Below are 15,574 nucleotides of genomic sequence, written 5' to 3' on the forward strand. Positions count from 1 at the left end.
CAATTATTTTGTTACTTCTTTCGTTAACGATACTTCATTTTTCTCTTTCATCTCACGCTCTAATTTTGCAATTTTCATATCAAATGTATCACGCTCATGCTCTTCATTTATACGAAGCTCTAAATCACGAATATGATCTTCAATTTCTTCGAATCGTAAGAACGGATTATTTTCATCCATTTTATGAATAGCAGTATTCATACGACGGTTTGCATGCGCCATATTTTCACGTGCCATTAATTCCATACGCTTTGCGTTCATTTCTTTTAATTTATTTTTCATTTCTGAAAGACGACGCTCTAACTCATCAATTTGCTCTACAACACCAGCATACATTTCTTCTAAGCGAGTTACTTGCCCTTCATAATATGCTACTTCTTCTAATGCACGTTCATGCAATTGGATTTCGCCTGCTTCTTGTGCGATGATAGCTTGCTTTGATCTTTTGTTAACGAAATAACGTGCTTGCTCAAGCTCACGAGCGAAGTTAGATTTTAATGTTTTATGACGCTGAATTAACTTCTCAATTTTTGTTATTTCACGCTCACTATCGCGTAAATATTGATTTAACATAGCAATTGGATTTTTTCTTTCTTTCTCATCTAACACATTATGAAAATCAGCTAAAATTGCATCGCGTACACGTCCGAATAAAGATTGTTTCATTATAAATCTTCCTCTCTTCTACTTTATAATTTGATTTATTTTATATTAGTTTTTCATTAACTTGTTCCACTCATCTTCAAAGTTGCTATATGGTTTAGAACTTTCTGGAGCAGAATCAACAACTACATTTTTTTCTTTTTTCCACTCACGGTATCCGTAGTATAAAACTACTAGTGCTGCGATACCGATTAATGCTGGGGAATGAGAAAGTGCAATGGACAAACCGATTAAACCAACAATACCCCAAGCTAACTTTCCAAAGAATGATTTAGCTCGCACAAATGATTTATAGCTCCAGTACACAACTCCTGCTCCAATTGCGAATCCTACAATACCAGCAAGACTACCAAGAGCAATTAAAGCCAAAATACCGGCCGCGATAAACGCTAGAAATTGTTTCATCTTGTGCTTGCCTCCCTTCGATTTGATACTCTTATCTTAACTATTTTTTCATTTTTCCATAACGAGCTTAAGAACCGTTTTCGCCTCAGACTTAAGACTGAGTTGAATTCAGCCTTTTGTAAAAACACAGGTGATTTACTCTTTTACCGCACATAAAAAGCCGTACAGAGAATGTTCTCTGTACGGCTTGGCTTCTGTTACTACTAATAAAATTCAATTTAATTATGCTGTTTTATGATACTCTTTCTTTCCCGCCACTTTAGAAAACCTCGGGAAACCAATTAATATAGAAATGATTCCACATACTCCAACTAAGATCGGATAAAACGCATATGGTAACAATTCAATCGGAGATAAAGCCGCAAATCCTGCTGCCGTTAACATTTGCGCACCATACGGAATTAACCCTTGCACACAACATGAGAAAAGATCTAGTACACTCGCTGATTTACGAGGATCAATTTCATATTGATCTGCAATGTTTTTCGCAAGCGGACCTGTAAAGATAATAGAAATCGTATTATTCGCTGTACACATATTCGTCATACTCACTAAGCCAGCAATACCAAACTCTGCTCCTTTTTTTGAACGAATATTACGTGTTAAAAGATTCATTAAATATTGAATACCACCATTATATTGAATCAGTTCGACCATACCACCAATTAAAATAGCAAGTAATACTAACTCCATCATACCGCCCATTCCAGTCGTTACACTTTTAAAGAAACTCTCTAACGTGTAACTGCCATCTAAAAGACCAATAACGCCGGATAATACAGTTCCACCAGTTAACACAATAAGTACATTCCAGCCAAGTAGCGCTGTAATAAGTACTCCTGCATACGGTAAAATCTTTATCCAGTCAAAGCTATGAGCTTTAATTTCTGTATCATTACCTAAAGTAATCATTACTAATAGTACAATTGTAATGATTGCAGCTGGTAATACAATTAAAAAGTTCGTTTTAAACTTATCTTTCATTTCTGTTCCTTGTGAACGTACAGCTGCAATTGTTGTATCTGAAATAAATGATAAATTATCACCAAACATCGCTCCGCCCACAACGGTAGCCATCGTAAGTGCAATTGAGATATCAGTTTGCCCACTAATACCTACAGCAATCGGTGCTAATGCAGCAATTGTTCCCATTGAAGTTCCCATCGCTAATGAAATAAATGCCCCTATAACAAAAATTCCAGCAACGATAAATCCTTGCGGCAAAATAGATAACGCTAAGTTAACAGTTGAATCGACTCCGCCCATCCCTTTTGCTGTTTCAGAAAACGCTCCTGCAAGTACAAAAATCAGAACCATAATCATAATATCTGGGTTCCCTGCACCTTTAGCAAATCGTTCCACTTTTACATTAAAGCTTTCTTTACGATTCATCGCTAAAGCGACTCCTACAGCAATTGAAATTGCTACAAGTATCGGCAATTTATAGAAATCACCTGTAATAATTCCAGAACCAATAAATAGCGCCAAAAATATCCCAAGCGGTAATAAAGCCAAACCATTTCCTCTCGTTTCTTTCAAAGTACCATCTCTCCCTAATTTCAACCTTTTTCTAATGAATAACAAAAGACCTCTTCCAATGAGAAGAGGTCTTATACATCTATAAGAAACGCTCTTCTCATCTTTCAAGCACATGCTTGCTGGATTTGGCACAGCACTCTGAAATCGAGTCCGCTGCCGAGGCATCGTAGGGCCAGTCCCTCCGCCTCTCTTTATAAGAAGGTTTCATATTTATTTTTTAATAATAATTTCTTCCCTAACTTTACTTGCTTACAAAACAAAAGTCAATTATTTTTTGTATAGATTTTTTTGGTAATTATACAAAAATTTGAATACAATAATCATTTTAACTTTTTTATTTCTTCTTCCAATATTGAAATCCAATAAAATTCACTCTTTTTTATTGCATCTATTATCCATTTCGTAGTGTACCAAGCTAACTCATACTCTTCTTTTGTAACATCGCCACTTTTATAAGCATCCTCTAACTCATCTTCATCCAATACATATATTTCACCATTTGGTAACAATACTACATCTAAATATAAATCATCAAAATAAGGTAAACCACGTTCGTCTATTTCATATTCCTTCGCTACGTCAATATAATATTGCACTAATTTTTGTTGATCGTCTAACATAGCTGTAATAGCAAAGTTTTTTCCGCTTATAAAATATTGCATCCATGTATACCCGTCATCTGCAATACAAAGCTCTTTACCATTGTATTCTTTATAACTAGGCTCTCTCACTTTTTTTATATCTAATATCCCTAACATACCTGCTTTAAATTGCTTGACTATATAATTCTTCTCTATTAGCCGCTTCCACGAAGAACCGTCACCATATTTACGTTTCATTACGTCCGCTCCTCTTCTATATATAGAAAAGCTCTCACATATTATGTGAGAGCTTTTTCATATTATAATTAAGCCGCTTGACCCTTTTCAGATATCTCTTTTAAATAAGCTTGTCCTTTTTCAGCGTCATATTGACCTTCCCACTTAGACATAACTACAGCTGCTAAAGAGTTACCTACAACGTTAACCGCTGTACGAGCCATATCTAAAATACGGTCAATACCAGCGATGAATGCTAAACCTTCAGCTGGAATACCTACTGTACCAAGTGTCGCTAATAATACAACGAATGATACGCCCGGTACACCCGCGATACCTTTTGAAGTAACCATTAATACAAGTAATAATGTAATTTGTTCCGTAATGGATAAATCAATATTGTACATTTGCGCTAAGAAAATTGCTGCAATTGCTTGATATAAAGTTGATCCATCTAAGTTAAATGAATAACCTGTCGGAATAACAAAAGATGTAATCGCTTTCGGACAACCGAATTTTTCCATTTTCTCCATAATTTTCGGTAAAACTGTTTCTGAACTTGCTGTAGAATACGCTAAGATCAGCTCGTCTTTTAAAATCTTAAAGAATTGGAAAATGTTAATTCCAAATATTTTCGCTGTAATTCCTAATACAACTACAACGAAGAAGATCATTGCTCCGTATACTACAATGAGTAATTTTCCTAATGGAATTAATGAAGAAAGACCAAATGTAGAAACTGTAACACCAATTAATGCGAATACACCAAATGGTGCAAATTTCATAACTTGGTTCGTAACGTAAAACATGGCGTCAGCTACACCTTGGAAAAATTGTAGAACTGGTTTACCACGCTCACCAATTGCTGCTACACCTAAACCAAATAGTACAGAGAAGAAGATAATAGCAAGCATGTCACCTTCAGCTAATGATTTCATAATGTTCGTCGGAACAATATTTACAAATGTATCCGCAAACGAATGACTTTGTACTTGCTCTGTTGTTTCTGCATATTTAGAAATATCTGTTTTTGTTAATTGATCCATATCAACGCCTTTTCCTGGTTGGAAAATGTTCGCTATTAATAGACCAACAATAATTGCAATTGTTGTAATAATTTCAAAGTAAAGAATTGTCTTTCCGCCTAGTCGGCCTAGTTTTTTTACATCGCCAACACCAGCAACCCCAACAACAATACTTGCTACAACAATCGGCACAACGATCATTTTAATTAATCGGATGAAAATATCGCCAATTGGTTGTAAGTACTTCGCAACTGCTGGATTATCAAAGAAAATCGCACCAACTGCAATACCTAGTGCAAGACCAATTAATATCTGCCACGCAAGTCCTATTTTTTTCATACTTGTTGTAACCCCCTCGATGTGTCACTCTATCTATCTCTCATTCTATTTATCTCTACAAAAATAAGAAATTAAGAGTATTACATATTATTCGACAATTCACTACATTTTGTCCCTGTTAAAAATCATAAATCAAAAATTTAAATCTGACAACAAAATAAGTTTGCCCGAACGCAAATAATTTTCTTGACAAAAACAAACCTCATGTCAGAAAACCTCACATGAGAACGATTCCTTACCAGTGTTTTATTGGCTTTTGCAATAATATTTAACTACATAAAACAAACGCACTTCCTCCCTTTATTTTACAGAAAAAGGACCAATACATTCTCTTTGCTGCACTTATAAAAAATGTAACTATCATGACAATTAAACTTAAAAGATGATAAATTCCGACAAAACTTAGCAATTTTATAAAATTTTCTTTACATTATGATTACAACGATAGACACTCCTCTTCTTATGATATATAACATTCATAGGGAAAGGAGCCAAACAACAATGAAAAAGAAATTTGCAGCGTTTAGTGTTTTAGCAGCAGGAACAATTTTTGTTTCTCCCCTACTTTCACCTGTATACGCTGAAACGAATCAAGATAAATTATCTAATATACAATCAGAATTAGATGGCAAACAAAATGACTTACAAAATAAATCAGCTGAGAAAGAACAAATAGAAAAAGAAATTCAAGAATTACAAAAGAAAATCGACGAATTAACTACTTCTATTAATAAAAACGAAGCTGAATTAAATGATACGAAAAAAGAAATTAGCAAAACACAACAAGTAATTGCTGACAAAAAGAAACATATAGAGCAATTACAAACAAACATAGATACGCGTCAGGAAATTATTAAACAACGATTACAATCTATGCAAGAAAAACCTCGTACAAATATGATTACAGAGGTATTAACAACTTCTACAAACATTGCTGATCTTGTTGATAATATGTACTCCGTAAGTTTAATATTAAACAGCGATACAGATATTGTGAAAAAACAAACAACTGATCAAGATGCTGTAACGACAGAAAAAGAAGCTGTTGAGAAAAAAGAGCAACAACTCAAAGAATCTGAGCAAAAATTAGTACAAAAACAGCAAGAATTACAAAATAACCAACAGCAGCAACAAACTTTTATTAACGATCTACATACGAAAGTAGCAAAAGTAGACTCAGAGATTGAAGGATTAGAAGAATCAAAAGGTATTTTAGAAAACCAGCGTCAAGCTGTTCAAAAAGCAATTGAAGAAGAAAAACGTGCTGAGGAAGCTCGTAAAGCTGAAGAGGCACGCAAGGCTGAAGAAGCTCGCAAACACGCTACCGCATCTGCTCAAGCTGCACCAACGCCACATGATACAAACATCGGTGGATTCATTAAACCAGCGGCTGGATCAAAAACTTCTGGATTCGGCGCACGTTCTTTAGATAACCATAAAGGAATCGATATCGCTGCTTCAGGAACCGTTCCAATTATCGCTGCTGCAGATGGCGTTGTTATTCGCTCAGAATTATCATCTAGTTACGGAAACGTTGTGTATTTATCACACCGTATAAATGGAAAAACATATACGACAGTATATGCTCATATGAGCAGTCGTTCTGTATCGAATGGACAAACTGTAAAACAAGGCGATCAGCTTGGATTTATGGGGAATACCGGTCAATCATACGGGCAACATTTACACTTTGAACTTCACCTTGGAGAATGGAATGTCGGTAAGACAAACGCAGTTGATCCATCTCCTTATATCGGATTATAAAAAACTCGGTGCATACCGAGTTTTTTACTACCATTTCACACTTTGTAGGCATTTTACATAAACTATAACTAAATGCCTATATTTTGCGGGGTGATAAATATGAATACACAATTACAAGAAGAAATAGAAGAAGCTAGAGAAGCATACATCGGCCGGTTATTCACATTCGGTGGCTCAGCGTTATTTTTAATTGGATCATTTATCGCAGTTGTCACAGCTTATAAAGCATATAATCGCTTATTAAATACTTCTACAACATAATAAAAAGACGGAGAAATCTCCGTCTTTTTATTATGCAAACATTTTAAATACGCCTATCGCATTTAAAAATACGATAATTACAGTTATCGGAATAACATAACGAAGTAAGAAGAACCAAATGTTAAATAATGTTTTCCCTTTCGTTTCCGTAACTTCTAATTCTTTCATTAATAACTCTTTACTCATTTTATTTGGTACAAATAGCGAAATGGCTAGTACTCCTAACGGCATTAATACATTACTTACCGAAAAATCGACGAAATCAAAGAATGTCTTACCAAATATTTTCACATCACTCATAATTCCAAACGATAACGCTGATGGAATTCCAACTGCAAAAATAAGAATACCAATTAATAACGAAGCTGACGGACGCTTCTTCTCATTATCTTTCGCAACAGATGCCACTACAATTTCAAGCATTGAAATCGCAGATGTTAAAGTCGCAAAGAAAAATAACACTAAAAACATAATGAAGAAAAATTGTCCAAATGGAATTTTCGCAAAGACAGCAGGAAGAATGATAAACAGTAGTCCTGGTCCTTCTGTCGGTTTAACTCCTAATGCGAAAATCGCTGGGAAAATCGCTAATCCTGCAAGTACTGTAATAAATACAGTTAAACTTACAATAGATGTTGCTGATTTCGCTAAATGCTCTTCTTTCTTTAAATACGAACTATACGTTACCATTACCGAGGCACCTACCGTTAGTGAGAAGAAAGATTGTCCCATCGCATATAAAATCGTATCTGCTGTAAGCTTTGAAAAATCTGGTTTTAAGAAGAACTCTACCCCAGCCATAGCACCATCAAGTGTTAAAGCACGAATAATGATAGCAATAAATAAAATGAATAATAGCGGCATCATATACTTACTTGCTTTTTCTATGCCTTTTTCCACACCTTTACTAACAACAAAAATGGTACAAAGCATAAAGATGAATTGCGCCCCAATCGCACTTACTGGATTTGAAATTGTTTCAGCAAACAATTGCCCATAATCGACTACTCCGTTCCAGAAACTACCTGTGACACTATAGTATAAATAAAGTAAAATCCATCCACCTACGACACTATAAAAAGATAGTACACTAAAACAAGTAACAACTCCCATACGACCAATCCAAGGATATAACTTGCTATTTGGTACTAATACTTTATAAGCTGTAACTGCCTCTTTTTGAGTACTACGTCCGATAACAAATTCAGCTATAAGAAGAGGCATACCAATAAATACAGTTAATAGTAAGAATACAAGGAAGAATGCGCCTCCCCCGCCATTACCTGCAACATATGGAAACTTCCATATTGCTCCAAGACCTACTGCGGCTCCCGCTGCTGCGAGTACAAAGCCTATTTTCGACGTCCATTGCTGTGTTTCTTTCATTATAACTTCTCCTTTTCTGAATATTTAAACTTTTATTAATTATACACTTTCATTTCATACTCGCACACCTCCTTTAGAAAATAAAAAAGTCCCCTACACGCAAATATGCATGTAGAGGACGATATATGTAATATAAATACCGTGGTACCACCTCAATTGGATCAATAAATCCCACTTGTTCAAGTACAGGAAAAATCCGATACTCTATCCTTTTAACGGCGGAACCCGGGTTGCCTACTATTCTGTTCAGCATACCTCTCGCAAGCCCATTCTGTATATTTTATCGTACCGGGCTCACACCTTACCCCAGCTCTCTGAACGCCTCAAATATACGTACTCTTCTTGCTCATCGATTTCATCTATTGAAGTTACTTGTGATTATAAATTATATTTTTATACTTGTAAAGTACAATTTACTTACTATCCTATATGAACTTTTTTCTCTAATTCCTGTAAAAAGAGTTCTCTTTTTAATTCATCTTGAACATATATCGATTTTAACACTTCTTGTAATGCTATATTTTTCTGCCGTTTCTCTAGTTGTAATTCTTTCACTTTCATTCTTACTTCATATAAAAAATCAAGATACGTTTCATACGTCTCGTCATATTTATTTGCGATATCGTCACGAATTTTTTTCGCAAGCTTCGGACTTGCTCCTCCAGTAGAAACAGCTACATTAAGTAGTCCACGATGAATTGCCGCCGGAAAATGAACATTTCCACTTTCCGGATTCGTAATAACATTTACCAATTGATTTACCGAGGCATCTTCAGCAATTTGTTCATTTAGTACCGAATCGCTAGTCGCTGCAACTACTAAAAAAGCATCTTTGATATCACTTTTTTCATACTCTCTTTGATACCAACGAATTTGCTTTTCTTCTACAAGTTTCACTAAATTCGCATCTAATTCTGTACTTACCACAACTATATCCGCACCTTGTTTTAGTAAAGGAATAATTTTAAACCCTGCTACTTTCCCTCCACCGATGACAACAACACGTTTCTTATCAACTCGCACTGTAAGTGGATACATACTGATCTCCCTTCAATATTTCCTCTGTTTTCTGAATTAACATCTCTCGAAACGCTTCATTCTTTCCTAAATATGGACTTATTCTTATCTCTTTCGACTCATATTGACGCACTTCTTTCTCAACATGTTTCATGAGTAAGCCTGTAAATAATAAGTAAGGTAACACAACTATATTCTCTTCTTTTCGTTCTACAACTTCTTTTAACTTCACCTCAAACTTCGGCTCCGCTGCCGCTAAATAACAAACTTCCACTTTTTTAATTTTCTTTTCTCTTTGAAATAAAGAAGAAATCCACTTTATGTCTCGTAAAGTTTCTGGGTCGCTACTCCCTCTTGCAACAAGCAAAAGTGTAACATCCTCTTCATAATCTTTAATGTCACTTCCATTATATACAGCCTTTACAAGTACTTCTGATACACCAAATGGGTTACCGTACACTATTTTGATATCCGGATATTCCTCGTTTAACTTTCGTAATTCAAGCGGAATATCTTTCTTTACATGTCCTGCCGCTAATAAAAAAACAGGAATAGCGATAACCTCTGTCGCACCACGCTTCACACATGTACGAAACCCTTCTTCAATAGAAGGGCTCGTTAACTCTAAAAAACAAACTTCTTGAATCGTTGCCCCTATACGGCTCATACATGACGTAATAAATTGGATCGCTTCTTCTTTCGCTGCCCTCAAACGACTTCCGTGACATATATATAAAACAGCCTTCATTTTACAGCACTCCGCTTACTGGATAGGCATTTTCCGTTTGTTTCTCAAACCAATGGATTTTTTCTCTAAAACGGACAACTTCTCCAATTACAATCATGCTCGGATTTTGAATTTGTTCTTTTTTCGCAACATCTACAATTGTCCCTAATGTCCCGACAACTGTACGCTGCATAGACGTCGTTCCTCGCTCAATAATAGCAGCGGGTGTACTTTTATCTTTTCCATACTTCATAAGTTGTTCACTTATGTAGGGTAAATTACTAACCCCCATATATATAGCTAAAGTCTCTACACCTTTCGCTAAATTCTCCCACTTCACTTCCTCTTCAGCATCTTCTTTCCTATGCCCTGTCACAATAGCAAAACTCGCACTTGCCTCACGATGCGTTACTGGAATTCCAGCATAAGCAGGTGCAGCTATTCCCGCCGAAATACCTGGGACGATTTCAAATGGTACCCCTTGCTTTGCTAGCGCTTCAGCTTCTTCTCCGCCTCTGCCAAATACAAACGGATCTCCGCCCTTTAACCGCGTTACAACCTTTCCTTTTTTTGCGTATTTAATAAGAAATGTGTTAATCGTCTCTTGCTTCATCGTGTGATAATTCGGGAGCTTCCCGCAATAAATTAAATCCGCTTCAGGCTTTGCGTACGAGAGCAACTCTTTATTCACGAGACGGTCGTATAAAATAACATCCGCTTTTTCAATACATTTCAATCCTTTAACAGTGATTAACTCTGGATCACCAGGACCCGCTCCAACGATATATACTTTTCCCATCATCTCGCCTCATTTCTACTATTAAAGTGAAACTTCCATCCTTATAGTATGAATGGAAGTTTACATTACTTCGTATTCCAATGTTCCTTACTCATGAATAACAAAGGCCGCACCTTTTCGAATCTTCTTTTTTTCAAACAAGGAAATCTCTTTTACTTCTGGCAACGGTAAAAAATGTTTTTCGAGCTCAATCTCCGCAAGCTTAAATGCCTGTTCTTCACTTTGAGCAACAACAACAATTGGAACAATAGTATTTGCTAATGCCGCTTCAAATCGATATAAATCCATACTATCCCTCCTAAGACGCTATAACTTCATCTAACACGTTATTCAACACTATTTGCAGTGCATCTACACCGATACGTTCAACAAAATCAAAAAACGTTTCAGCTGGTAACTTATTCTCTTTGAAATAGTTTATAAATGATGCGAGTACATCTGGTAAATCTTCACCATCTATTTTCCCTTTCAACTTTTGATTGTACGCTCCTCCATCCAGTAATGTGCCACCTACATATATTTCAAAAGCCTCAACAATTCCTTTCTCCTTCGTTTTCATCTTCACCCCTTGTAATCCAATGTCAGCAATTTGACGTTGACCACATGAATTCGGGCACCCTACCATATGAATTCGAACTGGAACATCGAGTGCAATTTGTGTATCTAAGTATTCTGCAATCTTTCGTAATCTTTCTTTCGTTTCTACTAGTGCAAGATTACAATATTCAATACCTGTACATGAAACCGCATGACCAATAAATGATTTCGGACTTGCAGATATCGCTTCAAACAACGGTTCACTAATTAACCCTGCTACGTTTTCTGGCGGAACATTCGGAATAATGAAGTTTTGTGAGTTGCAAGTACGAATTTGCCCGTTTCCATATTGCTTTGCAATTCTAGCAATTTCAAACATTTCTTCTGCATGTAAACGCCCTACCGGTACATTAAAACCTACATATTTTAATCCTTCTTGTTTTTGGTCTTGGACGCCATAAAAGTATCCTGCATTCCATCCTTTGAGTGCACTTTCTCCTTTACTTTGTAAAGGTCCTGTATACTCTAGTAGTTTCTCTTTAAATTTCTCAGCACCCCAGTCAGCAACAAGAAATTTCAAACGTGCTAAGTGGCGTTTTTCACGATATCCAAAATCACGGAATATAGTAGCAATTGCAATCGATACTGCCTTCACTTCTTCTGGTAAAACGAATACATCTAATTCTTCCGCCAAGTACGGACGAGCTGATAAGCCTCCGCCTACTTTTATATGAAAACCAACTTTTTTCTCACCATCTATTTCTTTCGTAGCAGGTGTAAATGCCACACAATTAATCTCTGCATTCGCTGAATTATAAATGTTAGAACTAATAGACATTTTAAATTTACGTGGTAAGTTAGAAAACTCTTCATTATGTTGAAAGTAGTCATATACCTCTTTCACAATATGCGTTGTATCAAACAGTTCATTTGCATCAATTCCAGCAAGTGGATTCCCTGTAATATTACGTGTAATATCACCACACGCCCCTGCTGAAGATAATCCAACCCTCGCTAATCTTTTAAAAATATCTGGAATTTGCCCAATTTCTAACCAATGAAACTGAATTGCCTGCCTTGTCGTAATATCGATTACATCACGTCCATAGTCCTCAGCGATAGAAGCAAGAACTTCTGCCTGCGCATTTGTAATAATCCCAGAAGGAATATTAACACGCATCATAAAATATCCAGCTTCTTTCGGACGTTGTAAATACAATCCCGCCCACTTAAAGGAATCCCACTCTTCTTTCGGAATAGATTCAAATCCATTCTCCGCATAGTAAGGAATATCATTAAAAATTTCTAATCCATCTTTTTGTAATTTCTTTTTCTCAGTCTGATTTAATTTTTCATTGTTAGCCCATACTTTTTCATAACTCATTTTTAAATCCCCCTATATAAAACTACGCTCTTGTAAGTACTTCACGATTTGTTCTGCACATTCTTCAATAGAATACTTGTGCGTTTCTACAATTAATTCTGCTTGTTTCGGCTCTTCATACGGTGAATCAATACCAGTAAATTCTTTAATATCACCTTGTCTTGCTTTTTTGTATAACCCCTTTGGATCACGTTTTTCACACTCTTCAATTGGACATTTCACAAACACTTCTATAAACTCATCTGCAGCTAATAAATCCCTAACTTGTTTTCGGTCTACTCGAAACGGTGAAATAAACGCTGTAAGAACAACAGTACCTTGATCTACAAATAGATTCGTCACTTCGCCAATACGCCTTATATTTTCCATGCGATCATTTTCAGAAAAACCTAAGTCTTTATTTAAACCGTGGCGAATGTTATCCCCATCTAATACATAGTTTCCGATATTCTTTTCAAATAGTTTCCGAGCAACCACATTCGCTACGGTAGATTTACCTGAAGCCGATAAACCAGTAAACCAAACTACAAAACTATGATGCCCATTCTTCACTCTTCTCTCATCTTTTGAAACAGAAGCTGTATGCCAAGTAATATTCGTATCCATCTCATTCTCTCCCTATTCTGTTACTACTTCTTTTATTAACCCTTTAATTAACACATCTACTACTTCTTTACGACTAAATGTACTTGGCGGAATCTCACCATTTCTTAACATCTCTCTTACTTTCGTACCCGATAAAATGACATGATCCTCTTTTCCGTGCGGACATGTTTTCGTTGAAGCCATAGCTTCACATTTCGTACAGTAAAAACTATGTTCAAAGAATAGCGGTGTAATCCCTAACTCTTCTACTGTAAAATTCGTAAAGATGTCTTGTGCTTCATATGTTCCGTAATAGTCTCCTACCCCAGCATGATCACGTCCTACAATAAAATGTGTACAACCGAAATTTTTTCTTACTAGCGCATGAAATATCGCTTCACGTGGCCCAGCATAGCGCATTGCTGCGGGAAATACCCCTAAAAAAACGCGATTTGCCGGATAATAATTTTGCAGTAATACTTCATAACTTTCCATCCTTACATCAGCAGGAATATCATCTGATTTCGTTTCCCCAACGAGCGGATTCAAAAAGAGACCATCTACAATTTCAAGAGCAGACTTTTGAATATATTCATGAGCTCGATGCACTGGGTTTCTTGTTTGGAATCCCACTACTGTTTTCCAGCCACGTTTTTTAAATTCTTCCCTCGTTTCAATTGGATCTAAATGATAAGAAGGAAACTGATTATTTTCAAAGCGTTTTGTAAGAATAATAGCTCCTCCAACGTAAACGTTTGGTCGTTCATATAATTTTTTCACTCCTGGATGAGCCTCATCCGTCGTTTTATATACAAGTAACGCTTCTTTTTCTTTATCTGGCACAAAAATATCTTCTATTTGAATAACACCATATACAGTTCCATCTTTAACCAGTTTTACTTCTTCTCCAATTTTCAATCTATCCGCTTCTTCTTCTGTTACTGGTAATGCAATTGGTATACTCCAAACACTCCCATTTACTAAACGAAGCGTTTCTACAACTGAGTCATAATCTCTCTTTCCTAAAAATCCTGTAAGTGGACTATATCCCCCTATCGCCAGAAGTTCTAAATCACTAAGCGCAATTTTGTCTAGCTCAATTTCTTTGACAATGTTCGATATGTCATATGTTTCATCAATACGGTTTACTAATTTATTTGTTGTACTCATCTTTTTATATCCCTTCTTAGAGTTATTTCAAGATCTATCTTATTGAAAATGGAGTCCGCATTCTGTCTTCATTTTCCCAGCCCATCTTCCATCTCTTGAGTCACCACCATCTCCTACAGGCAATGTACATTTTTCACACCCAATACTTGGATACCCAACATCATGCAGTGGATTATATGGCAAACTATGTTTGTATACATATCGCCAAACTTCTTTCCAAGTCCAATGAATGAGCGGACAAATTTTAATAGATTGAAAACGATGATCTTGATTCACAAATCTTGTATGTTTACGTGTCTCGGATTGTTCCCTTCTTAAACCTGATATCCACGCCTTTTCATTTGCTAATGATTTTTCTAAAGGTAAAATTTTTCTAATTTTACAGCAAAGGTTCGGATTACTTTCCCACAATTTTTCTCCATGAAGCTTCGCCTGTTCTTCAAGTGTAAGTTCTGGCTGTTTTTCTATAATATTTAATGAAGGAAATCGTTCCTTCACCTTTTGAATTAATTCATACGTTTCTTGAAAATGAACATTTGTATCCAAAAATACAACTTTAGCAGATGGATTTACTTGGTTTATAAGATGTAGTAACACCATACCCTCCACTCCAAAGCTACATGCGTATACAATTTCATCTTTATATTCTTTATAAGCCCAACTTAATACTGATAACGCGCCTTTCGTTTCATCTTCTTCTGAAAATGAAACGCTATTTTCTTCCCACGTTTCATACGTCAACATATTTTTTCCCCCTGTAAAAGCAAAAAGACGGTTTTAACCTAATAAAATAGATTAAAACCGCCTCTAGTTTTTCTAGTCAGCGCTTTTTACTTTAAACGTACTTTTTCACTTTTCTCTAATTGAATGACTTTTCCATCTTGAACAACAATTGTAATTGAACCATATTTCATATCAGCAAGCATCGCTTGAATCTTCTCAGACACTTCATCAAAATGCTCCCGTACGCTCACGCGAACAGCCCCCCTTTTATTCATAAAAAAAATCTTTCCCATTTCGAAAAGACTGTTCGGTAATATATTTTACCTTATCTTTCAAAATGGATTCCATTTTGCTGGATTTAGCACCTTGCTTTCTATAAGCAGGTTGCCGAGCTTCGTCGGGCCAGTTCCCTCCGCTTCTCTTGATAAGCTT

17 protein-coding genes, 2 riboswitches and 1 other annotated feature are annotated in these 15,574 nt (G+C 35.9%); of the genes, 2 read left to right on the forward strand and 15 right to left on the reverse strand.

The annotated features are described in order from the left end of the window. Positions 1-3: 3 nt before the first annotated feature. The 5 genes from COC96_RS08910 to gltP form a co-directional block, all read right to left on the reverse strand. Entirely contained in the window at positions 4-666 is a 663-nt protein-coding gene (locus COC96_RS08910; RefSeq protein WP_098267182.1) for a PspA/IM30 family protein, read from the reverse strand. Positions 667-711: 45 nt separating this feature from the next. Further along, positions 712-1,068 (reverse strand): lmo0954 family membrane protein, encoded by a 357-nt coding sequence (locus COC96_RS08915; protein WP_000808645.1) that lies wholly within the window; start codon positions 1,066-1,068, stop codon positions 712-714. 222 nt (positions 1,069-1,290) lie between these two features. Further along, positions 1,291-2,607 carry a Na+/H+ antiporter NhaC family protein gene (locus tag COC96_RS08920; RefSeq protein WP_098267181.1) on the reverse strand — a complete coding sequence of 439 codons (1,317 nt, stop codon included), beginning with the start codon at positions 2,605-2,607 and terminating at the stop codon, positions 1,291-1,293. A gap of 94 nt (positions 2,608-2,701) precedes the next feature. Further along, positions 2,702-2,807: riboswitch (SAM riboswitch) on the reverse strand. Positions 2,808-2,927: 120 nt separating this feature from the next. Continuing rightward, complete coding sequence (locus tag COC96_RS08925) at positions 2,928-3,446, reverse strand: DUF402 domain-containing protein (RefSeq protein ID WP_098768659.1); 519 nt, start codon at positions 3,444-3,446, stop codon at positions 2,928-2,930. A gap of 68 nt (positions 3,447-3,514) precedes the next feature. Continuing rightward, positions 3,515-4,789 (reverse strand): glutamate/aspartate:proton symporter GltP, encoded by a 1,275-nt coding sequence (gene gltP, locus COC96_RS08930; RefSeq protein ID WP_098267179.1) that lies wholly within the window; start codon positions 4,787-4,789, stop codon positions 3,515-3,517. Between the two features lie 501 nt (positions 4,790-5,290). Between gltP and COC96_RS08935 the strand changes: the two genes are divergently transcribed. Further along, positions 5,291-6,553 (forward strand): murein hydrolase activator EnvC family protein, encoded by a 1,263-nt coding sequence (locus tag COC96_RS08935; RefSeq protein ID WP_098267178.1) that lies wholly within the window; start codon positions 5,291-5,293, stop codon positions 6,551-6,553. A gap of 99 nt (positions 6,554-6,652) precedes the next feature. Beyond that, positions 6,653-6,814, forward strand: coding sequence for a hypothetical protein (locus COC96_RS27500; RefSeq protein WP_164881575.1), 162 nt, complete (start codon positions 6,653-6,655; stop codon positions 6,812-6,814). A gap of 30 nt (positions 6,815-6,844) precedes the next feature. Here the strand turns inward: COC96_RS27500 and COC96_RS08940 are convergent, their stop codons facing one another. From COC96_RS08940 to COC96_RS08990, 10 genes are all read right to left on the reverse strand, one after another. Then, on the reverse strand, positions 6,845-8,200 hold the full coding sequence (locus COC96_RS08940; protein WP_141535958.1) for a sodium-dependent transporter: 1,356 nt from the start codon (positions 8,198-8,200) through the stop codon (positions 6,845-6,847). A 111-nt stretch (positions 8,201-8,311) separates the two neighbouring features. After that, positions 8,312-8,559, reverse strand: a binding site (T-box leader). Positions 8,560-8,620: 61 nt separating this feature from the next. Beyond that, on the reverse strand, positions 8,621-9,238 hold the full coding sequence (locus COC96_RS08950) for an NAD(P)-binding protein (RefSeq protein WP_098267176.1): 618 nt from the start codon (positions 9,236-9,238) through the stop codon (positions 8,621-8,623). Continuing rightward, positions 9,213-9,965, reverse strand: a complete 753-nt coding sequence (locus COC96_RS08955; RefSeq protein ID WP_098267175.1) for a sirohydrochlorin chelatase — start codon at positions 9,963-9,965, stop codon at positions 9,213-9,215. The genes COC96_RS08950 and COC96_RS08955 overlap by 26 nt, the downstream gene beginning before the upstream one ends. A 1-nt stretch (position 9,966) precedes the next feature. Beyond that, positions 9,967-10,743, reverse strand: coding sequence for a uroporphyrinogen-III C-methyltransferase (gene cobA, locus COC96_RS08960; RefSeq protein ID WP_098267174.1), 777 nt, complete (start codon positions 10,741-10,743; stop codon positions 9,967-9,969). 87 nt (positions 10,744-10,830) lie between these two features. Then, complete coding sequence (locus tag COC96_RS08965; RefSeq protein WP_097902378.1) at positions 10,831-11,031, reverse strand: DUF3906 family protein; 201 nt, start codon at positions 11,029-11,031, stop codon at positions 10,831-10,833. Between the two features lie 10 nt (positions 11,032-11,041). Then, positions 11,042-12,664, reverse strand: a complete 1,623-nt coding sequence (locus COC96_RS08970) for a nitrite/sulfite reductase (protein ID WP_098267173.1) — start codon at positions 12,662-12,664, stop codon at positions 11,042-11,044. Between the two features lie 12 nt (positions 12,665-12,676). Further along, positions 12,677-13,270, reverse strand: a complete 594-nt coding sequence (gene cysC, locus COC96_RS08975) for an adenylyl-sulfate kinase (RefSeq protein ID WP_098768660.1) — start codon at positions 13,268-13,270, stop codon at positions 12,677-12,679. Between the two features lie 12 nt (positions 13,271-13,282). Continuing rightward, the gene (gene sat, locus COC96_RS08980; protein ID WP_098267171.1) at positions 13,283-14,419 is read right to left on the reverse strand and encodes a sulfate adenylyltransferase; all 1,137 of its coding nucleotides are present in this window, start codon (positions 14,417-14,419) and stop codon (positions 13,283-13,285) included. A 39-nt stretch (positions 14,420-14,458) separates the two neighbouring features. Then, positions 14,459-15,163, reverse strand: a complete 705-nt coding sequence (locus COC96_RS08985) for a phosphoadenylyl-sulfate reductase (RefSeq protein WP_098267170.1) — start codon at positions 15,161-15,163, stop codon at positions 14,459-14,461. Positions 15,164-15,249: 86 nt separating this feature from the next. Then, on the reverse strand, positions 15,250-15,393 hold the full coding sequence (locus COC96_RS08990) for a YezD family protein (protein WP_000116159.1): 144 nt from the start codon (positions 15,391-15,393) through the stop codon (positions 15,250-15,252). Between the two features lie 71 nt (positions 15,394-15,464). Further along, positions 15,465-15,573: riboswitch (SAM riboswitch) on the reverse strand. Position 15,574: the final 1 nt, after the last annotated feature.

Source organism: Bacillus cereus, assembly GCF_002577405.1.
Classification (GTDB): Bacteria; Bacillota; Bacilli; order Bacillales; family Bacillaceae_G; genus Bacillus_A; species Bacillus_A cereus_AU.

Bases quoted from the DNA above. Each gene is read 5' to 3' on its own strand.
- COC96_RS08910 (WP_098267182.1), bottom strand. From the start codon at position 666: ATGAAACAATCTTTATTCGGACGTGTACGCGATGCAATTTTAGCTGAT.
- cobA (WP_098267174.1), bottom strand. From the start codon at position 10,743: ATGGGAAAAGTATATATCGTTGGAGCGGGTCCTGGTGATCCAGAGTTA.
- COC96_RS08925 (WP_098768659.1), bottom strand. From the start codon at position 3,446: ATGAAACGTAAATATGGTGACGGTTCTTCGTGGAAGCGGCTAATAGAG.
- gltP (WP_098267179.1), bottom strand. From the start codon at position 4,789: ATGAAAAAAATAGGACTTGCGTGGCAGATATTAATTGGTCTTGCACTA.
- sat (WP_098267171.1), bottom strand. From the start codon at position 14,419: ATGAGTACAACAAATAAATTAGTAAACCGTATTGATGAAACATATGAC.
- COC96_RS08955 (WP_098267175.1), bottom strand. From the start codon at position 9,965: ATGAAGGCTGTTTTATATATATGTCACGGAAGTCGTTTGAGGGCAGCG.
- COC96_RS08985 (WP_098267170.1), bottom strand. From the start codon at position 15,163: ATGTTGACGTATGAAACGTGGGAAGAAAATAGCGTTTCATTTTCAGAA.
- COC96_RS08915 (WP_000808645.1), bottom strand. From the start codon at position 1,068: ATGAAACAATTTCTAGCGTTTATCGCGGCCGGTATTTTGGCTTTAATT.
- COC96_RS08935 (WP_098267178.1), top strand. From the start codon at position 5,291: ATGAAAAAGAAATTTGCAGCGTTTAGTGTTTTAGCAGCAGGAACAATT.
- COC96_RS08970 (WP_098267173.1), bottom strand. From the start codon at position 12,664: ATGAGTTATGAAAAAGTATGGGCTAACAATGAAAAATTAAATCAGACT.
- COC96_RS08940 (WP_141535958.1), bottom strand. From the start codon at position 8,200: ATGAAAGAAACACAGCAATGGACGTCGAAAATAGGCTTTGTACTCGCA.
- COC96_RS08950 (WP_098267176.1), bottom strand. From the start codon at position 9,238: ATGTATCCACTTACAGTGCGAGTTGATAAGAAACGTGTTGTTGTCATC.
- COC96_RS27500 (WP_164881575.1), top strand. From the start codon at position 6,653: ATGAATACACAATTACAAGAAGAAATAGAAGAAGCTAGAGAAGCATAC.
- cysC (WP_098768660.1), bottom strand. From the start codon at position 13,270: ATGGATACGAATATTACTTGGCATACAGCTTCTGTTTCAAAAGATGAG.
- COC96_RS08965 (WP_097902378.1), bottom strand. From the start codon at position 11,031: ATGGATTTATATCGATTTGAAGCGGCATTAGCAAATACTATTGTTCCA.